Source organism: Rhodoferax sp., assembly GCF_013297935.1.
In the GTDB taxonomy this organism is placed as follows: domain Bacteria; phylum Pseudomonadota; class Gammaproteobacteria; order Burkholderiales; family Burkholderiaceae_C; genus Allorhodoferax.
The window spans coordinates 67,343-93,969 of record NZ_JAAFIX010000005.1 but is presented as its reverse complement, the minus strand read 5'-3'; the positions used below and the strand labels follow the sequence as shown (position 1 = coordinate 93,969).

The 26,627-nt window shown below is 56.2% G+C and carries 24 protein-coding genes; all 24 read right to left on the bottom strand.

Annotated elements, in window-relative coordinates; genetic code table 11:
* Nucleotides 1–21: 21 nt before the first annotated feature.
* The 24 genes from QZW03_RS09035 to QZW03_RS08920 all read right to left on the bottom strand — a co-directional run bounded on the left by QZW03_RS09035 (nt 22) and on the right by QZW03_RS08920 (nt 26,508).
* The gene (locus QZW03_RS09035) at nt 22–828 is read right to left on the bottom strand and encodes a thioesterase family protein (RefSeq protein ID WP_296509659.1); all 807 of its coding nucleotides are present in this window, start codon (nt 826–828) and stop codon (nt 22–24) included.
* A 92-nt stretch (nt 829–920) separates the two neighbouring features.
* A complete protein-coding gene (locus QZW03_RS09030) occupies nt 921–2,114 on the bottom strand; it encodes an acetyl-CoA C-acyltransferase (protein WP_296509658.1) in 1,194 nt (397 codons plus the stop codon).
* 12 nt (nt 2,115–2,126) lie between these two features.
* The gene (locus QZW03_RS09025) at nt 2,127–2,648 is read right to left on the bottom strand and encodes a DUF4442 domain-containing protein (RefSeq protein ID WP_087496235.1); all 522 of its coding nucleotides are present in this window, start codon (nt 2,646–2,648) and stop codon (nt 2,127–2,129) included.
* A gap of 8 nt (nt 2,649–2,656) precedes the next feature.
* On the bottom strand, nt 2,657–5,056 hold the full coding sequence (locus QZW03_RS09020; protein ID WP_296509657.1) for a 3-hydroxyacyl-CoA dehydrogenase/enoyl-CoA hydratase family protein: 2,400 nt from the start codon (nt 5,054–5,056) through the stop codon (nt 2,657–2,659).
* A gap of 18 nt (nt 5,057–5,074) precedes the next feature.
* On the bottom strand, nt 5,075–5,509 hold the full coding sequence (locus QZW03_RS09015) for a DUF2147 domain-containing protein (RefSeq protein ID WP_296509656.1): 435 nt from the start codon (nt 5,507–5,509) through the stop codon (nt 5,075–5,077).
* A gap of 49 nt (nt 5,510–5,558) precedes the next feature.
* The gene (locus QZW03_RS09010) at nt 5,559–7,355 is read right to left on the bottom strand and encodes an acyl-CoA dehydrogenase C-terminal domain-containing protein (protein WP_296509655.1); all 1,797 of its coding nucleotides are present in this window, start codon (nt 7,353–7,355) and stop codon (nt 5,559–5,561) included.
* Between the two features lie 39 nt (nt 7,356–7,394).
* Entirely contained in the window at nt 7,395–7,997 is a 603-nt protein-coding gene (locus QZW03_RS09005; RefSeq protein ID WP_296509844.1) for a TetR family transcriptional regulator, read from the bottom strand.
* 186 nt (nt 7,998–8,183) lie between these two features.
* A complete protein-coding gene (gene slmA, locus QZW03_RS09000) occupies nt 8,184–8,831 on the bottom strand; it encodes a nucleoid occlusion factor SlmA (RefSeq protein WP_296509654.1) in 648 nt (215 codons plus the stop codon).
* A 65-nt stretch (nt 8,832–8,896) separates the two neighbouring features.
* Complete coding sequence (locus QZW03_RS08995) at nt 8,897–10,309, bottom strand: sensor histidine kinase (RefSeq protein ID WP_296509843.1); 1,413 nt, start codon at nt 10,307–10,309, stop codon at nt 8,897–8,899.
* Between the two features lie 11 nt (nt 10,310–10,320).
* On the bottom strand, nt 10,321–11,013 hold the full coding sequence (locus QZW03_RS08990) for a response regulator transcription factor (protein ID WP_296509653.1): 693 nt from the start codon (nt 11,011–11,013) through the stop codon (nt 10,321–10,323).
* 57 nt (nt 11,014–11,070) lie between these two features.
* Nucleotides 11,071–11,970 carry an acetylglutamate kinase gene (argB, locus tag QZW03_RS08985; protein ID WP_296509652.1) on the bottom strand — a complete coding sequence of 300 codons (900 nt, stop codon included), beginning with the start codon at nt 11,968–11,970 and terminating at the stop codon, nt 11,071–11,073.
* Nucleotides 11,971–12,054: 84 nt separating this feature from the next.
* On the bottom strand, nt 12,055–13,914 hold the full coding sequence (locus QZW03_RS08980) for a nucleoside-diphosphate sugar epimerase/dehydratase (RefSeq protein WP_296509651.1): 1,860 nt from the start codon (nt 13,912–13,914) through the stop codon (nt 12,055–12,057).
* Nucleotides 13,904–14,293, bottom strand: a complete 390-nt coding sequence (locus QZW03_RS08975) for an H-NS histone family protein (RefSeq protein ID WP_296509650.1) — start codon at nt 14,291–14,293, stop codon at nt 13,904–13,906. The genes QZW03_RS08980 and QZW03_RS08975 overlap by 11 nt, the downstream gene beginning before the upstream one ends.
* A gap of 1 nt (nt 14,294) precedes the next feature.
* Nucleotides 14,295–14,855, bottom strand: coding sequence for a sugar transferase (locus tag QZW03_RS08970; RefSeq protein WP_296509649.1), 561 nt, complete (start codon nt 14,853–14,855; stop codon nt 14,295–14,297).
* Between the two features lie 45 nt (nt 14,856–14,900).
* A complete protein-coding gene (locus QZW03_RS08965) occupies nt 14,901–15,830 on the bottom strand; it encodes an NAD-dependent epimerase/dehydratase family protein (RefSeq protein ID WP_296509648.1) in 930 nt (309 codons plus the stop codon).
* The gene (locus tag QZW03_RS08960; protein WP_296509647.1) at nt 15,827–16,963 is read right to left on the bottom strand and encodes a glycosyltransferase family 4 protein; all 1,137 of its coding nucleotides are present in this window, start codon (nt 16,961–16,963) and stop codon (nt 15,827–15,829) included. The genes QZW03_RS08965 and QZW03_RS08960 overlap by 4 nt, the downstream gene beginning before the upstream one ends.
* A complete protein-coding gene (asnB, locus tag QZW03_RS08955; RefSeq protein ID WP_296509646.1) occupies nt 16,956–18,896 on the bottom strand; it encodes an asparagine synthase (glutamine-hydrolyzing) in 1,941 nt (646 codons plus the stop codon). Before asnB ends, QZW03_RS08960 begins: the two co-directional genes overlap by 8 nt.
* Nucleotides 18,896–20,038 (bottom strand): glycosyltransferase, encoded by a 1,143-nt coding sequence (locus tag QZW03_RS08950; protein WP_296509645.1) that lies wholly within the window; start codon nt 20,036–20,038, stop codon nt 18,896–18,898. Before QZW03_RS08950 ends, asnB begins: the two co-directional genes overlap by 1 nt.
* The gene (locus tag QZW03_RS08945; RefSeq protein WP_296509644.1) at nt 20,038–21,186 is read right to left on the bottom strand and encodes a glycosyltransferase; all 1,149 of its coding nucleotides are present in this window, start codon (nt 21,184–21,186) and stop codon (nt 20,038–20,040) included. Before QZW03_RS08945 ends, QZW03_RS08950 begins: the two co-directional genes overlap by 1 nt.
* 126 nt (nt 21,187–21,312) lie before the next feature.
* Nucleotides 21,313–22,155, bottom strand: coding sequence for a class I SAM-dependent methyltransferase (locus tag QZW03_RS08940; RefSeq protein ID WP_296509643.1), 843 nt, complete (start codon nt 22,153–22,155; stop codon nt 21,313–21,315).
* Between the two features lie 8 nt (nt 22,156–22,163).
* Nucleotides 22,164–23,237, bottom strand: a complete 1,074-nt coding sequence (locus QZW03_RS08935) for a glycosyltransferase (RefSeq protein ID WP_296509642.1) — start codon at nt 23,235–23,237, stop codon at nt 22,164–22,166.
* Between the two features lie 29 nt (nt 23,238–23,266).
* Nucleotides 23,267–24,541: a lipid II flippase MurJ gene (locus QZW03_RS08930; RefSeq protein ID WP_296509641.1), complete on the bottom strand. Its 1,275-nt coding sequence runs from the start codon at nt 24,539–24,541 to the stop codon at nt 23,267–23,269.
* 64 nt (nt 24,542–24,605) lie between these two features.
* Nucleotides 24,606–25,139, bottom strand: coding sequence for a methyltransferase domain-containing protein (locus tag QZW03_RS08925; protein ID WP_296509640.1), 534 nt, complete (start codon nt 25,137–25,139; stop codon nt 24,606–24,608).
* Nucleotide 25,140: 1 nt separating this feature from the next.
* Complete coding sequence (locus tag QZW03_RS08920; protein WP_296509639.1) at nt 25,141–26,508, bottom strand: hypothetical protein; 1,368 nt, start codon at nt 26,506–26,508, stop codon at nt 25,141–25,143.
* Nucleotides 26,509–26,627: the final 119 nt, after the last annotated feature.

Sequence of the window (26,627 nt, the reverse complement as noted above, 5' to 3'; positions counted from 1 at the left end):
AAAAATGGATACGTGATTGGATCACTGTTTGTAATAGACGATCTGGTGCGTGGTCACCAGCAGCACACCCGCTTCGTTCCAGAGCTGGCTGCTCTGGTCAAAAAAGCCGTTGCGGAAGGCCTGGGCTTGGGCCTGCCCCAGCAGATAGCCGGTGCCGGTCTCGGCCAGCTGCGTGGCGCTGGCATGGAAGTACACCGTGAGCGACACCGTGCCCACCGGCACATGGGTGGCCCGGCGGATGAACACACGCGGAAAGAAAATATCAGAAATGCACGCCAGCGACGCAAAGTCCAAAGGGCGTGGCAGGTTGTCTCGCACCCAGATTTGCGACAGGCTGCTGTGGCCTGTGCCGTCCCACACCGCCGGCAAGGTACCGGTGACCGCGCGCTGCTCGTAGCGTTTGACAAACTCCATGGGCGCCATGACTTGCGGGAGCGGCACTTCGGCGGGTGGCGGGCACAGGGGCATGGGCTCTTCGTCCACGCCCCAAGTGTCGCGGCGTACCGCTGTTACGGCGGTGCCGGTCATGACAATCGCATCGCCTTGCTGGATCTCGATCGTCCAGTGCTGGGTGGAGCGGTTGGTGCGGGCCGCACGCGCCATGATGCTGAACGGGCCATCGGCCAATGCAGCGCAAAAATTCACCGTCAGCGATACCGGGTCCCCCAAGCGCTCGGGGTGCTGCAACACCGCGTTCAGCGCCTGCGCTGTGGTGATGCCGCCAAAGGGCCCCACCATGTTGGCGTAGGCCGGGTGGGTGTGGCCAGTGTAGCTCCCGTCCGCTTGGGCTTGCAGGGCAATGGCGTCGTCAAAAACATGGGTGCTCATCAGTCGGGGGCCTCTCTGGTAGTCCGGTGCAGGGGCATGGAACGCATACCCCATGCAAAAGGCCACCCGGAGGTGGCCTTCTGGGTGAGCGCTTAGACGCGCTCGAAGATGCCGGCAGCGCCTTGGCCTGTGCCTACGCACATGGTCACCATGCCGTACTTCAGGTTGTTGCGGCGCAGAGCGTGAATCACGGTGGCGGCGCGGATGGCACCGGTAGCTCCCAGCGGGTGACCCAAGGCAATGGCACCGCCCATGGGGTTGACCTTGGAAGGGTCCAGGCCCAGGGTGTTGATCACGGCCAGCGACTGGGCGGCAAAGGCTTCGTTCAGCTCAAACCAGTCGATATCGGAGTGCTGCAAACCAGCGTAGCGCAGGGCTGCAGGAATCGCCTCAATCGGGCCGATACCCATGATTTCAGGCGGCACGCCGCGGGCCGCAAAGCTCACAAAACGGGCCAAGGGGGTCAAGCCAAACTGCTTGACCGCTTTTTCGCTGGCCAGAATCAGGGCGCCCGCGCCATCGCTGGTCTGGGAGCTGTTGCCGGCGGTCACGCTGCCACGGGCCGCAAACACGGGCTTGAGCTTGGCCAGGCCTTCGATAGAGGTATCTGGGCGCGGGCCTTCATCCAAGCTCACGGTGCGGGTGCGGGTAGACACTTCGCCAGTTGCCAGATCAGGAGTCCGCTCGATCACATCGATAGGCGTGATTTCATTGGCGAACTCGCCAGCCTGCTGCGCTTTGATGGCGCGCAGGTGGGATTCGAGGGCGAAGGCGTCTTGCATTTCGCGTGTCACCTTCCACTGCTGGGCGACTTTTTCAGCGGTCAGGCCCATGCCGTAGGCGATGCCGACGTTCTCGTCGCGGGCAAACACTTCGGGGTTGAACGAGGGCTTGCCGCCACCCATGGGCACCATGCTCATGGACTCAGCGCCACCGGCGATCAGCACATCAGCCTCGCCCACACGGATGCGGTCTGCGGCCATCTGAATGGCGGAGATGCCGGAGGCGCAGAAGCGGTTGACGGTGATACCGCCCACGGGGTGGTCAAAAGCCAAGCCTACGGCCACGCGGGCCATGTTCATGCCCTGCTCGCCTTCGGGGAAAGAGCAGCCGATGATGGCGTCTTCAATCGCCTTGGGGTCCAGGGTGGGGACTTGCAACATGGCGCTGCGCAGGGCAGACACCAGCAACTCGTCAGGGCGGGTGTTACGGAAATAGCCGCGGCCGGAACGCCCGATGGGCGTGCGCGTGGCGGCAACGATGTAAGCGTCTTGGACTTGTTTCATGAGGAAACTCCTTTATTTTTTCGGGGTGGGTATCCACGCCCAGATGAATTCACATTGAATGGGCTGTTCGCCCGATTCGTCGCTGACCAGCACCGGCACGCTGACCTCGCCCTTGTCGCTTTGCTGCATGAGCTGGCGCTGCGCATCCGACAAAGTGGCCACTGCGCGCATGGCGCCCTGGGCACGTCGTTTGAAGTCGATGCGCATGCTCTTGGCCAGGGGCAGGCAGTCGTCCCGCACATTCATGCCCACCACCATGCCGGTGGCCGTTTCGGCCAGCAGCGCCATGGCAGCGGCATGCACACCCTGAATGTGGTTTTGCACGCGGCGCACATTGGCCACGGCAATCTCCACACGTTCAGGCGCCATGTGCGCAAAGTCCAGACCTGCGGTGCCGGTGAAAGGCACTGCTCGGCCCATGACCTTGTTGCGCAGCCAGGGGCGCAGGGCCGCAGGTACGCGGTCCAGCTTGGCGACCGAGCGCGCCAAACGGTTGGGCCGGGCAGTCGATGCGTGGGCAGCGAGCGTAGTCATGGCGCCAATCAGTTACGCACCGGCTTGCCGGTGGACATCATGCCCATGATGCGTTCTTGCGTCTTGGGGTGGGTCAGCAGGCTGCAGAAGGCCTTGCGTTCCATGGCCATGAGGTATTCCTCCGTCACCAGGGTGCCGGCATCCACTTGGCCGCCACAGACCACCTCTGCAATCAGCAAGCCGATATGGAAATCGTGCGCGCTGATGAAGCCGCCGTCGCGCATGTTGACCAGCTGGGCGCGGATGGTGGCAATGCCACTGCGACCAGCCACCGGGAAGCTGCGCTTGTGCGGTGCACGGTAGCCGCTGGCGTACATGGCCCGGGCTTCGTTGATGGCGACGAACAACAGCTCATCTTTGTGAGGCACCACCACATCGCTGTCCAGAAGGTAACCCAGCTTGCGGCTTTCCAGCGCGCTGGTGCCCACCTTGGCCATAGCCGCGGCGGTGAAGCCTTCGGTCAGGAAAGGCAGCACATCCTTGGAGGTGGACAGGGCCATGTTTTCTGCCGCACGGCGTGCGATGTAAGTCAAGCCGCCGGCACCGGGCACCAGGCCCACACCGACTTCCACCAGACCGATGTAGCTCTCCATGGCTGCTACGCGCTTGCTGGAGTACACCGCCAGCTCGCAACCGCCGCCCAGTGCCAAACCGCGAATGGCGGACACAACCGGCACGTTGGAGTAACGCAGTTTGAGCATGGCGTTTTGCAGCTCGGCCTCTGCGCCTTCGATGGCTTTAGCGCCACCGATCATGAAGGCAGGCATCATGCCCTGCAGGTCGGCACCGGCCGAGAACATGTCGTCCGGCGACCAGATGACCAGGCCATGGTATTCCTTCTCGGCCAACTCCTGGGCTTGCAGCAGGCCTTCGATCACACCGCCACCGATGGCGTGCATCTTGGTCTTGATGCTGGCAATCAGCACTTGCTCATCCAGGGTCCACAGGCGGATGGATTCGTCTTCAAAAATGGTCTTGCCGGCCGCTTCGGCCTTAGGCGCATTCGAGCCCAACACGCTCTCGGGGAAGTGCTGGCGCTCGTAGACGGGCAGCTTGCGCACCGGCACAAAAGTACCTGTGGTGGGGTTCCAGGAGCCTGCCGCAGTGTGCACGCCACCGGCTTCGGCCACGGGGCCTTTGAACACCCACTCGGGCAGCGGCGCTTTGCACAGCGCCTTGCCTGCATCAATGTCTTCTTGAACCATTTGGGCCACTTCGAGCCAACCAGCTTCCTGCCAGAGCTCGAACGGGCCTTGTTTCATGCCGAAGCCCCAGCGCATGCAGAAGTCCACATCGCGGGCGTTGTCGGCAATGGACGCCAAGTGAATGGCGGCGTAGTGGAAGCTGTTGCGCAGAATGGCCCACAGGAACTGGCCTTGCTTGCCTTCGGCATTGCGCAAGAGCTTTAGGCGCTCGGCGGCCGGCTTCTTGAGCATGCGGGCGTAGACCTCGTCGGCCTTTTCGCCTCCGGCCACGTATTCCTGGCTTTCGCCGTCGAAGCGCAGCACGTCGCGGCCGACCTTCTTGAAGAAGCCGGCTTTGGACTTCTGGCCCAGGTTGCCCATCTCCAGCAGCGTCTTGAGCACGGCGGGGGTGGCAAAGCTTTCGTAGAAGGGGTCTGACTCGATGCTCAGCGTATCTTGCAGTGTCTTGATCACGTGGGCCATAGTGTCTAGGCCGACCACGTCCGCAGTGCGGAAGGTGCCGGAAGACGCGCGACCGAGCTTTTTGCCGGTCAGGTCATCGACCACGTCGTAGGTGAGGCCGAAGTTTTCCACTTCCTTCATGGTGGCCAACATGCCGGCGATACCGACGCGGTTAGCGATGAAGTTGGGGGAGTCTTTGGCACGCACCACACCCTTGCCCAGGGTGCTTGTCACGAAGCCTTCGAGCGCGTCGAGGTAGTGGGCTTCTGTGGTGGGAGTGTTGATCAACTCCACCAGCGCCATGTAGCGGGGCGGGTTGAAGAAGTGAATGCCACAGAAGCGGGGCTTGATTTCTTCCGGCAGCGCTTCAGACAGCTTGGTGATCGACAGACCCGAGGTGTTGGACGCAACAATCGTGTTGGCGCCGATGAAGGGTGCGATCTTCTTGTAGAGGTCCAGCTTCCAGTCCATGCGCTCAGCGATGGCCTCGATGATGAGGTCGCAGTCGCGCAGCTGTTCGAGGTGCTCTTCGTAGTTGGCTTGGCCGATCAGAGTAGCGTCATCCACCACGCCCAGGGGCGCGGGCTTGAGCTTCTTGAGGTTTTCAATGGCGCGGGTGACGATGCCATTTTTAGGGCCTTCTTTGGCGGGGAGATCAAACAGCACCACGGGTACTTTGACGTTGACGAGGTGGGCTGCGATTTGCGCACCCATCACGCCTGCGCCGAGCACGGCGACTTTACGGACTTGGAAACGGGACATAGGTTTTCCTGAATTGGTTTACTGGATGCGGGTCCAGGTTTGCGTGCGGCCGAAGAAGGCGATGGATCCGCGCATCTCCAGTTTTTTGCCGCCCTCGATCGGGGTCAGGCGGGCGTTGTATTCCTTGCCCTCAGCGGGGTCCAGAATCTTGCCGCCGTCCCATACGTCTTTGCCTTCCAGCTTTTTCACGCCACGGATGATTTCAAGCCCGACGATCGGCTTGCCTTTGCGGTCGTCCTTGCATTCATCGCACTTGTCTTCCGGCTTGGCAGCCGGGTCCAGCCGCTTTTCAATGCGCGCTACGACGACACCGTTCTCTTCAACAATGCGGATCTCCGACTTGGCCAGACCGGTTTTGTCGTCGACCTGGCGCCAGAGTCCCACGGGGCTCATTTGCGCCATGGCGGCGGTAGCGGTCAAGCTGAGAGCAATTACGAGCGTGTTGCGAATCATGAAAGTCTCCTGTCGTTAGTAAAGGTGGAAGGGGAAACGCGGTACTTTTTTAAGCCAAGGCTGCGTCGGTGTCCATCAAAACCTTGGAACCTGTGCGGGCAGTGCGCATCAAGGTCGCGGTTTCAGGGAACAACTTGGCGAAGTAGAAGCGTGCGGTCTGCAGCTTGGCGGTGTAGAAAGGATCGGTATTGCCCGCTGCGATTTCGCGCAGAGCCACCTGGGCCATGCGGGCAAAGAAGTAGCCGAACACCAAGTGGCCCGCCACGCGCAGGTAGTCCACGGCAGCGGCGCCCACTTCGTCGGGATTCTGGAAGCCCTTGAAACCGATCTCGGTGGTGAACTTGGTCATCTGCTCGCCCAGGATGGCGATCGGGGTGATGAATTCGGCCATCTTTTCGTTGACGCCTTCTTCGGCCACCAGCACGCCGACCAATTTGCCGAACTTCTTGAGGGTGGCGCCGTTGTTGCCCAACACCTTACGACCCAACAAGTCCAGCGACTGGATGGTGTTGGTGCCTTCATAGATCATGTTGATGCGGTTGTCGCGCACGTATTGCTCCATGCCCCACTCTTTGATGAAGCCATGGCCGCCGAACACTTGCATGCAGGCGTTGGTGGCAATGTGGCCGTTGTCGGTCAAGAAGGCTTTGGCGATCGGGGTCAACAGCGCCAGCATTTCGCCGGCGTCTTTGCGCACCTTTTCGTCGGGGTGGTTGTGCTCTTTTTCCAGCAACATGGAGCAGTAGACCTGCAAGGCGCGGCCGCCATCGGCGTAGGCCCGGGCCGTCATCAGCATCTTGCGCACATCGGGGTGCACGATGATGGGGTCAGCAGGCTTGTCTTTGGCTTTGGTGCCGGAGAGGCTGCGCATCTGGATACGGTCTTTGGCGTAAGCCAGTGCATTCTGGAATGCGACTTCGGTGAGACCCAGAGACTGATTGCCCACGCCCAAGCGTGCGGCATTCATCATCACGAACATGCCTTGCATGCCCTTGTGTGGCTGGCCGACCATGGTGCCCACGGCGCCGTCGAGCACCATCTGGCAGGTGGCGTTGCCATGGATGCCCATTTTGTGCTCCAGACCGCCGCAGTAGATGCCGTTGCGTTCACCCAGAGAACCATCAGCATTCACCAAGACTTTCGGCACGATGAACAAGCTAATGCCTTTGATGCCAGCGGGCGCATCCGGCAAGCGGGCCAACACCAGGTGGATGATGTTGTCGGTCATGTCGTGTTCGCCGGCACTGATGAAAATCTTGTTGCCGGTGATTTTGTAGGTGCCGTCGGCCTGTGGCTCGGCCTTGGTGCGCATGAGGCCCAGGTCGGTTCCGCAATGGGGTTCTGTCAGGCACATGGAGCCGGTCCACTCGCCGCTGGTCATCTTGGGCAGGTAGGTCGCTTTTTGCTCCGGCGTGCCGTGGGTCTCCAGCGCGGCATAGGCGCCGTGCGTGAGGCCGGGGTACATGGTCCAGGCTTGGTTGGCGCTGTTGAGCATTTCGTAGAACATGCCGTTGACCACATAGGGCAGGCCTTGGCCGCCGTACTCGGGGTCGCAGGCCAATGCAGCCCAGCCACCGTCAATGTATTGGCGGTAGGCTTCTTTGAAGCCTTTGGGGGTGGTCACTTTGTGCGTGGCTTGGTCGATGGTGCAGCCTTCTTCATCACCGCTGATGTTCAGGGGGAACGCCACTTCGGCCGCAAATTTGCCACCTTCTTCGAGCACTGCGTTGATGGTGTCCACATCGATGTCGGCGTGCTTGGGGATTTGCTGCAGATCTTGGGCAACATTCAGCACTTCGTGCATCACAAATTGCATGTCGCGCAGGGGGGGGGTGTAAGTAGGCATGGTGCTTTCTCCTGAGTAACTGTGAAGGTATGGGTGGGTTTACTGGGGGGCCGCGTCTACGGCGTAGCGCGCAAGAATGTTGTCAAAGCCCTGGTTGGCGCGCTCTATGGAGCCGGGGTTCTTCAAAAAACGGGCTTCGTAGTGCAGGGCGAGAATCAGGCCGTGGATCTCAAAGGCCATTTGCTGCTCATCGGCATCTGCGCGCAGGTGACCGCATTGCTTGGCCAGGACTACTGCGCGGTACAAGGCGTTCAACCAGGTTTGGACGGAGAAGGCCAGCGCGTCGCGCACGGGGCCCGGGCGGTCATCGAACTCCACTGCGCCGCTGATGAAGATGCAACCCGACTGAATTTCAACGGCCACGCGTTTCATCCAGTTGCCGAACAAGGCCTGCACCCTGGGCAAGCCGCGGTCCGCGTGCAGCGCGGGGTAGAACACTTCCTGCTCGAAACGGCTGAAGTATTCACGGACCACCGAAATCTGCATTTCTTCACGGGAGCCGAAATGGGCGAACACGCCCGATTTACTCATCTGGGTGACCTCAGCCAGCACACCGATGCTCAGACCTTCGAGTCCGATTTGGGTGGCGAGGCCCAGTGCCGCCTCCACGATGGCGGCCTTGGTTTGCTGCCCTTTTTGCATGGCGCGGCGTGCAGGCGCGCGCTTGGCGCCGGCGTCAGCGAGCCCGGGATCTGTGGCGATTTCAGCAGCGAGCGACATAGGCAGAATGCAATCAAAATAGAACGATCGTGCTATTTTGCAGCATTTACCGCGACACTGTGAAGTACCCACCCCCTCTAGAGGGTCACTTCTAAGGAAATCTAGGGTTTACCCGAGGATCAGGCGCAACCCGCCTTCCATGTGCTCGGAGGGCAAACGCTTGAACCCGGAACGGGCGAATCGCTGCAGACGCCCCGCCACCAAGGCCACCGCAGCGGCTGCCTGCACCTGCGGGTCAACGGGCTCTGCTGAGCCGGGGTGGGCCAAGTGAGCATCCCGCAAGCATTGCTTGACGGTGGCCTCCAGCTTGTCAAACAGCGCGTTCATGCGCTGCTGCAGGCGCTCGTGCTCGAGCACCAGTGCATCGCCCACCATGACCCGGGCCATGCCGGGGTTTTTCTCGGCGAACTGCACCACCATGCCCAGTATGCGCTGCCCCTGCCGCGCGCCCACTCCGGGTGAGCTGTCGGCAGCCTCCCGCTCAATGATCTGGTTCGTCAGTGAGAAAACGGTTTGCTCAATGAAGTCGATCAAGCCTTCAAACATTTGCGCCTTGCTGGCGAAATGGCGGTACAGCGCCGCTTCACTCACCTCAAGCCGCGCGGCGAGCGCGGCTGTCGTGATGCGCTCCCCCCCGGGCTGCTCCAGCATGGTGGCCAGCATTTGCAGGATCTGGATCCGGCGCTCGCCCGGCTTGGAGCGCTTGCGGGCAGGCTCTTCGGGAGCGGATGACTCATTGGACGTATCAGGCATCATGAGGGGCAGAGGCAAGAAGTTAGTGGTCACTCAAATTCTCGCACACCCGCCATAGCCGCCCGGCCTCACTCGGCGGGGAAACGCAAGGTGATCCGCAAGCCGTGCCCGTTGCCGGCCGGCGACAGCTCCAGCTGACTGCGATGGACATGCGCGATCTCATTGGCGATGGCTAGCCCCAAGCCATTGCCTTCGACAGCCGTGCCTGCGACGCGGTAAAAACGCTCCAGCACCCGACGGCGCTCAGCCTCAGGGACGCCGGGACCATCGTCCTCGACCTCTAGGAACGCCTGAGGCCCCTGCCCGCAGCGGATGGTGACATGCCCGCCGGTCGGGGTGTATTTGATGGCGTTGTCGACAAGGTTCACCATCAACTCGCGCAGCAGCCACTCCTGCCCGCTGATATGCACCGGGCTGGCGTCCAAGCCTAAGTCGATGTTTTTGTCCATGGCCGCATCCAGCTGGGACTCCAGCACGGCTTCACAGAGTTGCTGCAAGTCCACCCTCTGCAGTGGCTGCATGCTCGCGCTGCGCGCATCGGCACGGGACAAGGCCAACAGCTGGTTGGCCAACTGAGAGGTGCGCCTTGCTGCCTGACGCAGGCGAAGCACTTGGTCTGCTCCTAAAGTAATAGCTGTAGGCGCACTACTCTTCGGGGCTAGGGCGCTATTTCCTCTTAAACCGTGCGGTTCTACCACCTGGGCCCATGCCTCTACCTGGGCCTGAAGGCCAGCGAGCGGGGTGCGAAGCTGATGGGCTGCGTCGGCCACAAAGCGCGCTTGGCTCTGGGCTTGTGCATTGACGAGACCAAACAATCGATTCAGCGACACGACCAAGGGGCGGACTTCGTCGGGCGAGGTGTCCGGGTCGAGCGCCGACAAGTCGCGCGGCGAGCGGCGCTCCAAGGCATCGCGCAAATCGAGCAAGGGCCGCAACGCTGTGCCCACAGCCCATCTAACCGCAAAGAAACCGGCAAACGCCAAGATCAGGTTGGGCAAGAGCACTTTCAGGGCCAGCAAGCGCAGCCACTGCTGCCGGGGGTCGGAGCCATCGGCCAAGCGCACCACCATTTCGCCCGCGACCGTCTGCACCCGCTGACTCACGATGCGGTAGGTCACGCCACCAAACTCTTCACTGGAGAAGGCGGGCTCCCGGGTGGTGGGCGGTACACCAAAGAGCCAGTCGGAGCCGGCACGCACCGAACCGTCGAGCCCGACAACCGCCATCGCCGACAGGCCGGGGCGGGCACTTAAAAACTCGTCTACGGGTGGCGCGGTCAGTAGCAGGAGCACCGAGGCATCCGGATCGCTCTTAGCCACCACGGAGTCGGCCAGCAAAGGCACCAGCCGGAGCAGTTGCCGGTCTTGCTGCAAGGCTGCGCTGTCAGCAGACCGGTAGTCAAACCACGCATTAAGTAGCGCCAACAAAAATAGCGGCAAGAGCAAGAGCAGCAGCAAACGCCTTTGCAGGCCCTTGGACATGCCGGCCGACATCACACAGGCGCTGTAAGGAGCTCTAGCCGGTAACCAAAGCCACGAATGGAGCGCAGCGCAATACCGTGGGGCTCTAACTTGCCACGCAGGCGGGAGATATAGACCTCGACCGCGTTCGGGGTGATCTCTTTGTCCCAACCGGTGAGCGCCTGGAGAAGCTTGTCTTTGTTGGCAGGCTTGGGGGCCTGCAAGAGCAGGTACTCCATGACCGTCCATTCACGCGGGCCGAGTTCCAAGGGATGGGTTATCTGCCCCTCGCCCCGCAGGCATGCCACGCGCTGCGCGGTGTCCAGCTCCAAGGGGCCGAAGCTCAAGATGGAGGAAGTTGCCGCTTGCGAACGCCGCAGCAGGGCCCGCAAGCGCGCCAGCAGCTCGGGCAGCTCGAACGGCTTGACCATGTAGTCGTCAGCCCCCATGTCTAAGCCTTGAACGCGGTCTTGCAACGCATCGCGTGCGGTAAGTATCAGCACCGGCATGACTTGCCCCGCTTTGCGGAGTGCCTGGGTCAATGCCAGGCCATCCATCAAAGGAAGGCCTATATCGACCACTGCCACATCAAAGGATTCAGTGCGGGTGACATCCAGCGCACGCTCTGCGCTGCCAACCCAGTCCACCGCATAGCCCGCGTCAGAAAGCCCCAGCTTGATACCGCTGGCAACCATGACATCGTCTTCCACCAGCAACAAGCGCATTAAATCACCCCCGAGCGCATATTCTGCATGCGCCAGTAGCTATAAAAAACATAGCAATTATTGGGAACGGATCATGGTTCCGAATGCTTCGTCTGTCAAAATTTCCAGCAACAGCACGTGTGGCACCCGGCCGTCGATGATGTGCACGGAGTTCACGCCACTCTTGGCGGCATCCAACGCACCGGCAATTTTGGGCAACATGCCGCCGCTGATGGTGCCATCGGCGAACAGCTCGTCGATCCGCGTTGCTGTCAGATCCGTCATCAAGACGCCCTGTTTGTCGAGCACGCCGCTGATGTTGGTCAACATCATGAGTTTTTCCGCTTGCAGCACGGTTGCGAGTTTGGCCGCGACCACATCGGCGTTGATGTTGTAGCTTTCGTTGTTTTCACCAAAGCCAATCGGGCTGACGACGGGGATAAAGGCATCGTCTTGCAAAGCCTTGACCACGCTCGGGTCCACGCTGACGATGTCTCCGACTTGCCCCACGTCGTGCTCTTTGGTGGGGTCTGCACTGTCGAGCATTTTGAGCTTCTGGGCACGAATCATGGCGCCATCGCGACCGGTGAGCCCCACTGCTTTACCGCCAGCCTGATTGATCAGGCCAACGATGTCCTGCTGGACTTCACCGCCCAAGACCCATTCGACTACTTCCATAGTCTCAGGATCTGTCACTCGCATCCCTTGGATGAATTGGCCCTTCTTGCCTAGCCGCTTGAGCAAGCCTTCAATCTGCGGGCCCCCGCCGTGCACCACCACCGGATTGATGCCCACTAGCTTCAAGAGCACCACATCTTCGGCGAAGGCTTTTTGCAGAGCCGGGTCTGTCATCGCATTACCACCGTATTTGATGACCATGGTTTTGCCATGGAACTTGCGGATGTAAGGCAAGGCACGCGCCAGAATTTGGGCTTGATCGAAAGGGGCGATAGCTGGGGAAGTGGTGGCGTCGGTCATAAGGGGTAACGGTGATGGCAAGTGACGATGAATACTCAAGACCAAATTGTGCCGCATGTGTGCGGGTACTCTTTGTTTTGAGATTCAGGCGGGTTGATAACCTTGAACGTGTTTCAGCATGAACGCTTTAATGACCTTGGCATCGTTGCGCTCTGCCGCGAGATACAAAGCATCCAGCTCGGGTTGCAGCTGCTCCCATGGCAAAAATGGCTCGTGGGCCTTCATGATTCGGGGGTGCTCTGTCGGCTGCGGGTTATCGCCAATCAGCAGCTCTTCATAAAGCTTTTCACCCGTGCGCAGACCAGTCACGGAGATCTCGATATCTCCATCGGGATGTTCCGCATTGCGGATAGACAGCCCGGAGAGTTGGATCATCCTGCGGGCTAGATCCATGATCCTTACGGGCTGCCCCATATCCAATACAAAGACGTCTCCACCCTGCCCCATGGCACCCGCTTGTAACACCAACTGTGCCGCTTCCGGAATAGTCATGAAGTAGCGCGTCACCTCTTCATGGGTCACAGTGAGCGGGCCACCTTCGGCAAGCTGCTTGCGGAACAGAGGCACAACGCTGCCGCTGGAGCCCAGCACATTACCGAAGCGCACCATCGAGAAACAAGTGCTCGAGTTGCTTGCAGCCAAGGCTTGCAAGACTAACTCCGCTACGCGCTTAGTTGCGCCCATCACATTGGTAGGGCGGACCGCCTTGTCGGTACTGATGAGGACAAAACGTTTCACACCAGCCTTTGCAGCAGCACGTGCAAGGTTCAGGGTGCCGAAGATGTTGTTACGCACCCCTTCCCCGGGATTGTCTTCCACCATGGGAACGTGCTTGTACGCGGCGGCGTGATAAACCACTGAGGGCATATGAGTGTTCAGGACGTCGCGCAAGCGCTCCTCATTCGCAACGCTGCCCAAAAGAGGGAGCAACTCCACTGAGGCTCCGCGCTCTGAGCCAATCGTTGAAAGCTCTTGATGAATTGAATACAAGCCAAACTCATTGTGATCCAGCAAGATCAACTTGGTAGGCATTTGCGAACAAATCTGACGCGCAAGTTCCGAGCCGATGCTCCCACCCGCGCCGCTTACCAGAACGACTTTGCCATTCAACTCGCGGTTCAACAGCTCTTCAGACGGAGGAACAGGATCCCTGCCCAACAAATCTTCGATATCGAGTTCCCGGATATCCTGAACCGTCACTCTTCCGCTGGCGAGATCGGACATGCTTGGAAGCGTACGCACATGGACCGGCACCCCGTCAAGCGCTCCGATGATCTGGTTCCGGCGCTCGCGCGGCGCATTCGGCATAGCGAGCAAAATATCTGTAATCGCCTCTGACGAAACCAGTTGAGACAAGGCCTTGGCGGAGTAGACAGGAAGGCCATTCAAACTGCGCCCGGCCATGTTTTCGTCATCATCAACGAAACCGACCAGCTCATATTGGCGCGCCACACCCAATGCCGCTGCAGTTTGCGCGCCTGCATTGCCTGCGCCATAAATCAACAATCGGCCCAATGAGCCACGGGCCTTTGCATCCATTTCAGCCAGCCAGAAACGCGCAAATGCGCGGCTAGCGCCGACCAAAACCAGAAACACCAACGGCTGAAGCAAACCCAAACTGCGCGGCACCATAGGCCACTGGTGCCACATGAGCAGCGCGGACAAGACGAACGCATAGAGAGCGACCGCTTTACCCGTCGCAATCAATGCTGCCTGACCGGTGTACCTGAAGATCGCGCGATACAAGCCGAAACGAATGAAGATGGGAATCCCAAGTACCGGCGCAATGCCGTAGACCCACCACTGAGCTTCAGCGGGTCGGTGGAATCCATCCAATCGCAAGGAGTATGCAATCCACGTCGACAGAATCGCGAGCACCACGTCCAGTGCCATCACGATCAGTCGCTTGGCCGAACGGGGCCAAGCGAGTAACTTACTGTGCATTGATCGCGAAAGATTCCTTGGGCTGGCCTTGTGCGATCAAGGAAGACAACCATTTGGGCGTCAAACCACGCCCCGACCAAGTTTCTCCATTAGGGCCGCGGTATTTGGCAGCCACTGCCACACCTGCCCTTTTGGAGGCCTTCTCAGTTTTGGCAGCGGATACAGGTTTTTTGCCGCGGATCACCTTGGCTCCTTTGGCCGGCTTGGCATTCTGCAGATCTTTCACCGTGATGCCAAATACCTGCATTTTTGCCAAGACATCTTGGACAGTGTTGTTGAATTCCTTGGCTTTGATTTCGTTAGCCTGCTTTTGCAGTTTCTGAATTTGGCTTTGGATTTCGATCAGATTGGACATTGAACCTCCTGTATGAATTTTCAAGTTAATGGGTCACATTTTCTCTTCTTAACACCTTGAGAACTGTAAGAGTGATTATCTTCAAGTCCAAGAGCACTGAGCGGTGCTGTAAGTATTCGAGATCCAGCGCTACTTTGCGAGGTATCGGCACGTCATCGCGCCCGTTGATTTGAGCCCACCCTGTAAGGCCTGGAAGGAGCACCTGCACTCCGGCACGAGTTCGCATATCAATTAAATCCTGCTGATTGAACAGCGCGGGACGAGGCCCGACAAAACTCATGTCACCCTTAACGATACTCCATAGTTGAGGCAACTCATCCAAACTGCTTTTTCGCAAAAAGCCACCAATGGGAGTGAGGTAGCACTCTGGATTCTCCAGAAGATGCGTCGCCAATGCAGGCGTGTCGATTCGCATACTGCGGAATTTGGGCATCTGAAAAACACAGTTGTTTTTGCCCACTCGGGCCGACCAGTACAAAACTGGCCCTCTCGACGTCAGTCCAACCAATATGGCAATTGACACCATCGGAAGCAATAGCAACAAAACAGCAACTGCAGCGAAGATCAAGTCCAAAAATCTTTTCATCCTCTACCCAAAAGCTTTTTTGATCATAAACAAATAAGCCAATTCTCATGCAGAAAGCACACCGCGCAACCCCTCGTCTAAAGAAATCGGCGGACTCCACCCCAACAGTTCTTCGGTTCTTGAAATATCAACCTGCAAGGAACTACACAAGCGCTGCGCCAGAGAAGGTTTATGTATCACGACTGCAGCAAGCTCTAGCAATACTTGCGGCACTTTAAACAAACGTGCGGGCCGGCCCATGACTCCACCTAGGCGCTGCAGCAGCTCAGTAGTGGAGACATCTTCCCCATCCGAGACCATCAGGGTCTGATTCGCCGCGGAGGGATGCTCTAGACAGAGAAGGGTCAAATCCACTAAATTTCCAAGGCTCACTAGACTGCGCTTATTCTGAATCGCGCCCAACGGAAGGGGGATTCCGCACTTCAGCCAATTTACGATGGCAGCAAAGTTGGCCTTTACCCCCGGCCCATAAACCAGAGGTGGCCTGATAATGACGACCTCCATGCCTGTTTGGGCAGCTAATGCGCGCAGACCATTCTCCGCCTCCATTTTCGAAACACCATAGGCGTCTAAAGGAGCTGCTGCATCATCCGCTGCAAAGCGCGCGCCGGCATGGGTTACCTCTCCGTTGACCTTGACGCTACTCATGAAGATAAATCGGCGCACCCCCGACGTAGCGGCCTGGTGAGCCAATTGGAGCGTGCCCTCGACATTGACCCTACGGAACTCGGTTATAGGATCCTTTGCAGCCTCCGCCATTACGTGTACACGCGCAGCGAGATGGATCACCGCCTGGACACCTGTTAAAGCCATGCGCCAGTCTGTATTCGCGGCTAGGTCTGGAACCACAATACAAGCAGGTTGACTCAAATTCGTGCGCCGGAACACTGGCCGCGTCACAATCCCGCGCCGCTCTGCCTCATTCAAGACGCCCCTGCCCACGAAACCACCGCCACCGGTCACGAGCACTGTCATCTCACAGCTCCCAGCGCTCGGTACAAAGCAAGATGCGCTGTAACAACGTTGGTCACGTTAAAGATTTGCTCCGCGCGCTTGCGGCCTGCCTGCCCCATAGCTTCGCACTTCGCACGATTCTCCAGCAGTTGCCGGATCGCCTCGACAAGCCTGTACGCATCCTTAGGGGGCACAAGCAAACCTGTCACACCTGCTTCGATCGCATCACGACACCCGGGGACATCGGTCGTCACCACGGCGCGGCCACAGGCGGCTGCCTCTATCAAGACCTTAGGTAAACCCTCCCGATAGGAGGGGAGCACAACTACTTGCACTTTTGCCATGATTGCAGCGATATCGGTGCTGTGCCCGAGTACCTCGACCACACCTTGCTGCTTCCATGACTCTATTTCGCCCGCCTCGATACTGGCAGGGTTACCGGTATCAATATCGCCAAATAGCCAAAATCGTGCCGCGTAACCTTGCGAACGCAGAATTTGCGCGGCAGCAACAAACTCCCGGACACCTTTAGTACCGAGCAAGCGCGCAGCCATGAGAACTACAGCCTCCCCTTCAGGTAGGGCGCTGTAGCGGTAATGCGTCAAGTCCACCCCTGAGCCCGGGATCAAATTGATTTGGGCATCCCGCAAACGAATCGAAGCTTCGATCACACTCCGGTCATCGGAGTTTTGAAAAATGATGCGCTTGTTGCGGGCACCAAGCGCAAATCGATACCAAATTCCAATACACCATCGGCGAATACAGTAGGACCACCCTTCTTCAACAAAAACATGTCCGAGCCCTGAAATCGCATACACCACTCCCTTCACAGGGGAAAGACGAGCCGCCAAGCCCCCTATCAGCACAGGCTTGATGGTTACCAGATGCAGCACATCCGGCCGCACTAGCCATAACAGACGCATAAAAGCCACGAAAAGCTTCAGCAGGCTCCATGCCCCTGAGCTGCTGCGCTCGATCTGCAGCTCATGCACGATAAAACCGTAGGCCTGTAGTCGTGCACGCCCTTGTGTGAGCAAAGTAGCTACATGCACCTCATAACCTGCTTCCAATGCAGCCAAGGCCACAGGCAGACGATGCGACAGGAAGAACCAGTCCACATTGACTACTATCAGCAAACGCTTGCTTTCAACCATGTGCTTCCAACCACGCTTGAAACATCAGTACGTCCCAAAGGTGGTATTGCCAATTTTTCTTGCCAGCAAGGTGCTCCTCCCACTTCTCGCGCACGGGACCGGGTGCGAAAAAGCCCTCTTGGCGCAAACGCGAGGCATCAAGCAAACTTTCGGCCCAATCCCTCAATGAGCCGCGCAACCACTCTCCTATAGGCACACCGAATCCCATCTTGGGCCGCTCGATTAACGCGGGCGGCACGTGACGATACAAAATCTGACGTAACGGCCACTTTGTCACCCCGTTACGCAATTTGTAGTCCAGCGGCAAAGACCAGGCAAACTCCACTACACGATGATCGAGAAATGGAACCCGTGTTTCCAGACTAACGCCCATCGCAGCACGGTCGACCTTGGCTAGGATGTCGTCTGGAAGATAGCTCAACATGTCCAACGCCATCATGCGTTCTACTCCGCCCAGTCCCTGCAACAAGCCTTCAGACTCTGTGAGCACAGTAAAGGGGTCATGCCCGCCCAAAACTACGGCAGCAGGATCTGCCCAGTGCGAGACCAAACCACGGTAGAGCTCTGACACATTGGCACATGCCATTAGGGCAGCCCCCTTATGTAATTTGTCTCCCGCACGGGACAGCCTTAGGATGTCACCCAAACGGTCCCATGCCCTATAAGGTACTGCAGTTATCAAACAAGCGGCGGCGCGGCGCAGCGGACGCGGAATTCTTACGAGAATGCCCCACAAGCGCGAGGTCATTTGGTAACGAGTGTAGCCACAGAACAGCTCATCGCCAGCATCTCCAGACAATGAAACAGTCACATGCCGGCGCGCGAGCTCGCTTACAAGATAGGTGGGAATCTGCGAGGAGTCGGAGAACGGCTCCGAGTAGATGTAGGGTAGTTTTGGAATCACGGCCATAGCCTGTTCGGCACTCACATATAACTCGGTGTGCTCGGTTCCTAAATGCTGGGCTACCGCCTTGGCATACACTGCCTCGTCATAGCCTTTCTCATGAAAGCCGATGCTGAACGTCCGTACTGGCCTGCTGGACTGCCTCTGCATCAATGAGACCACCGTGGAGGAATCGACCCCCCCCGACAAAAACGCACCCAGGGGCACATCGCCCATCATTTGCTGGCCAATGGCATCACTGAGCAGAGCTTCCAGCGCATCCACCGCATCCTCGGGAGAGCCTTGGAAAGACTTTTCTGATCCCTGTCGAACCACATTCGCAACCGACCACCATGCTCGCACTGCCGGCACAGGGGCTTCTCTAGAGACAGTCAGCAAACAACCTGGGGCCAGCTTGCTGATGCCCGCATAAATGGACGTGGTACCACCGATGTAGTTGTGCCGCATGAACAAAGCTAAGGCATCACGACTGATCTGCGCCGCAAACGCGGGGTGCTGACGTAGGGCGGGGAGCTCTGAGCCAAACAGAAAAGTTGCGTGCCTACCCTGCCCTTGCCAACCGTAATAAAGCGGCTTTTCCCCAAGGCGGTCGCGGGCCAGCGACAGCACCCGTTCAGCTCGGTCCCACAGAGCAAGGGCAAACATGCCGATCGCACGCCGCAATGCATCCTCCAACCCCCAAGCCTCTATTGCTGCCAGCAGTGTTTCAGTATCCGAATGCCCACGCCATGGAGCAGCGAGCGAGCCTTCACGTTCTAGCCGTTCACGCAACCTTAGATGGTTGTATATCTCACCATTGAATGCGACGACAAAACGACCCGACACCGAGACCATGGGCTGCGCGCCAGCGGGGCTCAAGTCCACGATAGCAAGGCGTCGATGCCCCAGACCGATGCCGGCACTTAGATCGCTCCAATATCCCGACGAATCCGGACCACGATGCTGAATCGCATCTGCCATAGCATGCAATGCTGCTTCACCACTGTAGTCAGCGTCCTCATTTCCGAGAAAACCAGTAAACCCGCACATCAGCTCACTCCCGTTTGGCCCACTAGACGCCTGTAGACTTCACTGAATCGCGCGTGGGCGCGCTCGATCCCATATTCCGACCTAACACGCAGACAATTGTCCGCCCCCAGTTGGCGCCAGCCCGCCTCTCCGCGACCAAGCAACCTTCGAATAGCCGCCGCCAGCTCCACCGAATTTTCCTTGACTACCAACTCCCCCCCAGCGCCCAAAATGTCTGCAACGTCACCTACATCGGTGGCCACACAGGGTAGGCCCATGGCCATCGCCTCTATTAATACGTTGGGGAACCCCTCGGAGCGAGATGGGAGACAAAAAACATCCATGGCCGCCAAACATGCCGGAACATCGCTGCGCTCGCCAAGCAACACAAATCTATCTTGCCATCCAGTCTCGGCAATCCATCCGGCCAGTTGTGCATTTCCGCCATCAAGCCCACGCCCTACCATTACGAAGCGTAGGGCTGGAAACTCTGCCCCAAGTAGGCCAGCCGCACGCACAAAGTTGCGTTGATCCTTATCGGAATGGAAACGCCCGACGGTCCCAACAATGATCTCGTCTTCGGCAATTGCGCCTAAAGCCCGGATCTGCTGACGATCGGCGTCCGATGCCTGCAAAAGGGAAAAGTCATAGCCATTCGGTATGACCATCATCTTGGAGGCATCGTATCCAAGATTCCTATGAGCATCCATAGAAGCTCCAGCGGCACACACAATGACTTTGGGTATCCGGCGCGAGAGACGCGCGCACATCCAACGCACCACGCGTGTACTCATCGGTCCGTCGTAAGGAAGCTCTGTGGCGCGGATCCCCCAGATCACATGTCGAACCCCTGCAAAACGCGCCGCAATTCCTCCCAGCAAGTCGGCGTGGTACATCCATGTCTGAACCGCATCCGGTCTAAAAGCGCGGATCCGAGTGCACAAGTTCCAAAGAATGCCGGGCAAATCTAGTGCCGAACGCATTCCCAAAGCCTCCACCTGCACGCCCTGCGCAGCCAGAGCCTTGCCGACCGATCCCAGCGTAGTGAGCGAAATGATTGCATGCCTCTGCTCAACATGGATACGAGAGGCATCGACAAGTCTCTTGAGCATTAGCTCCGCGCCTCCCACATCCATGCCGACGATGACGTGCACGACGTGCATCAAGACCTCGCCAGCAAAATCTGCTCAGTGCGAAGGACCATTTGCTCCAAAGAAAACTCACACTGAATACGTTCCCGCGCGCGCTCACCCAACCTAGGCTCATTCTTGATGCGAATTAGCAATCGTTCCAACGCCCGCGTAAGGGCCGCAGAATCGCGCGGCGCCAGCACCTCGCCGACATCCATCACTATGCGTGCTGAATCGCCAACGTCTGTAACCACACAAGGCACTCCGCAAGCCATGGCCTCGCCGATAGCATTCGAGAACCCCTCTCCGAAGGCGGATGTCGAACACTCCATATCCAACGCGCTATGTACTGCAGGCATGTCTTGTCTGCCACCAGCCCAGATCACACGTTCACCAATACCCAACTGTTGGGCAAATTTTCGAAGCTCATCTTGGTAGGCGGTCGAACCACCACCGACACAGACAAACCGCACATCATCCTGCGTCACCTTAAGCGCAGCACAAGATTGAAAAAAAAGCCGATGATCCTTCATTGGATCCAACCGCGCCACCAACCCTACAAGCACTGTACTGTCATTCACCCCCCACTCTGCCCGCACGCGTGCGCGACCAATGGCATCTGGCCGAAAGCGCACGGTATCGATTCCGTTATGTACCACGCGCAGTCGCTCCCTTGGGAACCGACGACTAATCGCCCAAGCCGCCCCAGCATAGGAATTTGCAATGATTATTCTTGGTCGTCCACTCAACCTAGCCTCAACCCAAGGGACGATACGCATAAGCCAGTCGTAATGAAGCATCTCCATACCTGCGGCACGAACACTCCAGATCAACAGAGGCTTCCCCACGAACCCGCTCAGCAACGACGCGAGGACATTGGGCAGATCAAGGAATGAATAGATCACCTTTGGCTCTAGTTGCCTCAACGTACCGACAAGTCGAAATAGAAAACCGACAACATCCCAACGCCCGCGCTTTTCGACGAAATAAACCGGCACTTGTGCGGCAACTAACTCAGCGTCGAATACCCCGCCACCGTAAAAAAGTACCACGCGGACATCGCATCCACGGTCCTTCAGTCCGCATGCCAACGCTACCAACTGCCGCTCAGCACCTCCTGAAGCAAGTTGGCGTGCCAGTAACACTATGCGTTTGTCAATTGCCTCACAAGATTCAGTCATCACAATCGCGTTCAATCTTGAAAACACGACAACATAAAAATTTCATGATTAAAAAATGTGGTAATTCCATCAAGCATAAGAACAAATCTTGGTTAGCAACATATTGACTTAGTGAACTCGTCCAAATTAGACCGCATCCAACTTCTTTATTGCAACGCAATTTATATAAGGAGAAAACATACTTTTTGCTGGAAGTCGCGACGTCATTCGCTCCAGTATCCAAATACACATAGATGCTCGCACCATAAGTGCCATAACAATTTTCTTCATCCACCAACCAGGCGCCCCGGTTAAAGAAGCGCCAATATTTACGACTCCAAAGTTACTAGAGAGAAAATAGTCGCATTCGAGCACGTTCAAGCCAGCATTTTCGTGAGCATCACGCATATTTTTCGGTGTCAATGGTATGTGTACGTCATAGATAGCTCGATTCATTACCTTCTGGAAGAATCCTGTCGCACCTCGCATATTTGGTATATTAGTGAATATCAAACCACCGGGCTTCAATAATTTTGCCAATGCCCTCACAATCTCATCCGAGTTTGAAAAGTGCTCAATTAATCCGAATGAAATAACAACATCAAAACTGCCAGATAGTTGTTCTGGAATAGAAAAGATGTCACAACAAAAAACATCGCCGCCAACACCCTCGCGCTTCAACATCAAACGTGTTTGCTCACATCCATTCGGCGAGTAATCGACCCCCGCCACCGAGATTTCCATTTTCTTGGCAAGAACTGGCAGCACTTGAGATCGTGCGCACCCCACCTCGACTAGTTTAGTCTCACGTCTGTCGAATCCTCTGTCTTTCAAAGCTTGTGTTAAGTACGAGAAAAAGGCTCTTTCGACGTAATTTTTCAATCGAGGAGAGTCAACATCCCAGACACTAGGCGGTGGCGTATCTCCCCACACCTGATTCCAGTATTCCTGCCCCGCCTTGTCCATTTCATTCCCGTCTATTTTGGTCATTTCATTTCCTAGCAATCAATGTTACTGGCACGAATGCTACTTGCCCATTCAAGGAATCTCAGTAGGTTTGGCTCCCATTGATAATCTCTCCAATAACGCTCGAAGCCGGCTTGGGCAATACGTGCACGCTCATCCTCTTTATGGAGATAGTGCTCAATGATCTCGATGGCTTGCGACGTTGTGTCGTAGTAAACAGCCTCTCGACCTGACTCAAAGATTTTTGTGTGTGCGTCGCCTCCAGCTTTATCGCAGACCATCATCATCCCATGCGCGGGAGCCTCGTACATGCGCATGTTTCCTGTTTCATACGCACGGTCCGACACATGCATATTGAATCCAATCTTTGTCCGCCAGTAGATCTCGGTACGCTCAGTTTGGCTTAAACTCGTCACACGGTGGGGGTAAATTGGCTTACCCAATACACCACGAATGAAACCAATGTATCCCTTAAAGGGCCAGCGGCCATGCACATGTATACGTTCGCGAAAATGGTGCTTTAGTTGAATCAGGCGGTCCACTTTGGTAGCACTTGGATTGCCAACATACACGACATCAACATCCCGATCGCGAAAAAATTGTTCGTCCACTTTTTCCGGCCTCTGGAAGGGAAAGGGAACAAGTGGCCACCAAGTAGCAGGCTTGTTACTCCAGCGAGCAATTGCATCCTGGAACGGAATGTCATCGATGTAGCTTGGAGATATAAAGAATGCCCCGTCAAAAGCCCAAAGAAACGGAACTCCACGCATATAAGTTGAATAAGGATCATCTATGAAGCCAAGTACCTTGATCGGTTTCTTGAGTTCCCTTGCCAGCACTTCTGGATGGATGAAGTTGTAGGTACTCATCACAATGAGGTCAAAGTCGCGAAAACGATCAATGAAATCGCTGATCATACGCATGTAAGCGGGATCCCGCTCTCTGTATAGACGGTCGACACCCGCAGCACCGGCAGTAATCGCCCTACGTTTATCGTAGCCTACGTGCCCCCAATGCAGGAAGTCGTTTAGACCCCACTTTGAGCCTTTAGCGAAATAGGCCAATGGATCAAAACTTTCAAGACGATAGCCGTGAAAATCTTCCATTGGTGGGTAGTTGAAAAGGCACACACGTTTCATATTTCTGCTTTCGCTGATTGGTCACTCAAGAATTTCCCGGCAACCCAGACAAGCAGGCCGCAACCCAACATAGTACCGATCGAGGTTCCCAAGGCCACTCCGGCGGCACCCAACTCCTTGCCCAAGGCATAGGCGCAGGCCGTGCCGACAACAAGCTGCAGCGCATTCACCCAAGTTATCGTCACGGTTTTTCCCATAGCAGCCAATATCCGCATGGCCACCATGGCCACCAGCAGGAAAGGGAGTTGCAGGAGATACATGCGCATTACATCGGCGGCCTGCAGGCTTTGTATATTTGAGAAAGCACCGTGCTCAAACAACAAGACAATCACCAAATTTGCAAAGACCAAGCCACATCCAACTACAAGAATGCCGCCACCAAAGACCAGCCCCCCTAGGTAGAGGTAGAGACGCCAACAGGAATGCCACTCTTTGCGATGCAACATTTGTGCAAAATGAGGAAGCACTACAATGCCTATGGCCGTCACAAGGAGGCTGTTCAGCGCCGCCGGCACTTTGTTTCCGTAGCTGAGCAAGGATACACTTCCCTCCCCTAAACCGTAAGCAATCATCTGCTCCACGACCGGCACCAAAGTACTCATGGCCGCTCCCAGCATGAGCGGCAACGCCAACACGGCCTTGCTCAGAATGCCGGACTCCTTCAGGCTTCCTGCAAATGAAACGCCACCCCGCAGAACCAAGGTAAAGACAGCCACGAACTCCAGGGCACTGCCCAGCACTGTGCCGACCAACAAAGGGCGCAGCGCCATCTCAGGCATGAGCCAAAGGGAGCCCAGCAAGGCCAAAGGAAATACCCCAGGAATTAACGCATTAGGCCAAAAACTTCGACGCGCCTGCAATGCACCATAGAGCAATAGATTACAGCCGTTGAGGAAATAATAGGGAATCAGCCACCAGCACGACTCATAAACGGAAGGCAGATTACGGCCCTCAACCCCCGCTGGAAAAATGGTCTGCAGCACCCATGGAACCGCAGCAATCCAGAATGGGAGTGCCAATGCCAGCGCCAAGAGAGCAAGCTTGAGCCCTCCACCCAATAGCCGATTGGCCGCTACGCTCCCTTCTACTTGAACCAAGGCTGGGATCATTACTGTCTGCAAGGCCACAACCATGATGGAAACGGGCATGCCGATCAGCACAAAAGCCATCAGATAAGAATCCAGCAGGTTGGCCGCACCGAAACGCCCCGCAATCACTACGTCCTTCAACAGCGCCAAAAACTTGGGCAGCAAAGACAGCAAACTGAACACCGCCGCAGATCCTAGGATCGCGCGGATGCGAGAAGAAACCATCAGGCCCCCGTATTGTTCAAGACTAGGGTTTTGTGCATTCCACGTTCAGGCTAATCAGAAGACCATTTTCCTTGTCCATATGCGGGATATATGCTTGTGAATAATCGTCGACATCCGCATGCTCAGTAGTGCGCCAATCGTACTTTCGGACATTGACAAAACCGGTGGCTAATAAATCGCGCGACAGCGAAGCATAGTCGAACACATTGTAATGAATGTTGTAAAGGTAATCTTGGCGACCAAACAATGCGCCAACCACCAAATCGAGCTTCTTTTCTTTTTGGTAGACGCTGCAAAGCGCTTCGAAATCGGGTACCGAAATCCGTAATACACCGCCTGGCTTTAATACTCGCATCCACTCAGCCAATACTTGCCTCACATCACGTCGCTTGAAGTGCTCAAGCACATGACAGTTATATATTAGCTCGACCGAATTATCTGGAAGAAAAGAAAGGTTATCTATTGCTGCCACGTGATCAACATGTGGAAAGTCCACAGCATCGATATGAACGAATCCCTTGATAAACCGCTTTCCACAACCAAGATGTAATTTCATACTACATTCCTTTTCGAAAAAAAATTCTCTTATCAATAAGCACCACAAAAACAATGAGCGCAATCCAGGAAAAGCGAGGTTTCACGATAAGTGAAATCACTCCCTCCCTTATGTACTCGAGAAGAAGCCACATAATCAAAAAATAAATCAACCACTTAACTGACGCCCCATGACTTCTGGGATAGAACTTTTCATCAACCCATCTAACAAGCCATCCAGAAGCGAAGAAAAAAACGATTGCACCAAAAATGCCCAAATTCACCAAAATGTACCCATGAAGCCCGGGGGGCTCTTCACCAGAGAAGCCATGACTTAGTTCTTGCCCTAGCATATACGAAGTGATCTCCCCCATCACTCCTCTGCCACGATCAATACCCAGAAATCTTGTTGGCATAAACTCAAGGGGCAACTCAGTCCAGTCCCGCAAGAAGCCAAATTGCCCCACACCAACATGCTGCATCGCAACAAAATGCATAAATGTGTCACCAACTCCTCTGATAACGTCCAGGAAGACATTTTTTGCGTAATTCCACCCGAAGAAAAAATCAATCGCAGAGGATGACGAGTGTGATGAGTACCTTGCATCCAAATATGCTGATGAACTAATTAGTGTTAGCCCCCACCATGCAATTCCAGCGCCAAACAACACTAGAAAACCTTCGCTCTTCCTGTATCCAGCAGAATATAACATCAGACAGCAGATCATCAATGGATACAGAATATCCCGGCGACCAGCTGTGCTAGCAGCTTGGTATACAAAAACTCCACCGAATAAAAGAAGTGGAATAAAATTACTGCGAACCCCATTCATCTCGTCTTGATAGTGGGCTGCGCAATAAGCCATAAATCCAGTCGCAATGAAATAATTTAACTGACGAAGGAATACTAAATCACCAGTCATCCCACAAACGTTACCACGTACGCAAGACGACATCTCAAGCATACGAATTGCGCCTCCGGCTTGAACCGCCTGATAGGTCAGGCCAATTAGACCTGTACTGACAAAAACATAAGCGATTTTCCGCAAGTAAGCAGATTCCTCCCTTGAATGCAATAATGCCCAAGTCGAGTCTTTCCTCGCAGTGGTCCTGACACGAACAACATAACCGAGCCAAAAAGCAATGAAGGTAAGTGATATCGTTATCAGAGTCCAATAATCACCAACCCCAAAGCGTTGGTAAACGTAACTTTGCCGCGTTGCCTGCTCCCCCAAGAGAATTAGGAGAGTTGGAAACACACAATAAAATAAACCAAAGGCTCCACTAACCAACATCAAACCGCCAGATCCGACTTGGCGAATAGGTGAAACAAAACCCAAACGAAAAACAATTAAAGCCAGAAATACGTAACCCAGCAATAACTTATACATCGACCAGCACTCCCATTAACTTACTCTGATCCTCGAAGTTAAATAAACACATTGCACGTCTGGACAATGATTCATCATCTTTCAAAACAGGTAAGTATTCCACATGCCAATGCGTAGCC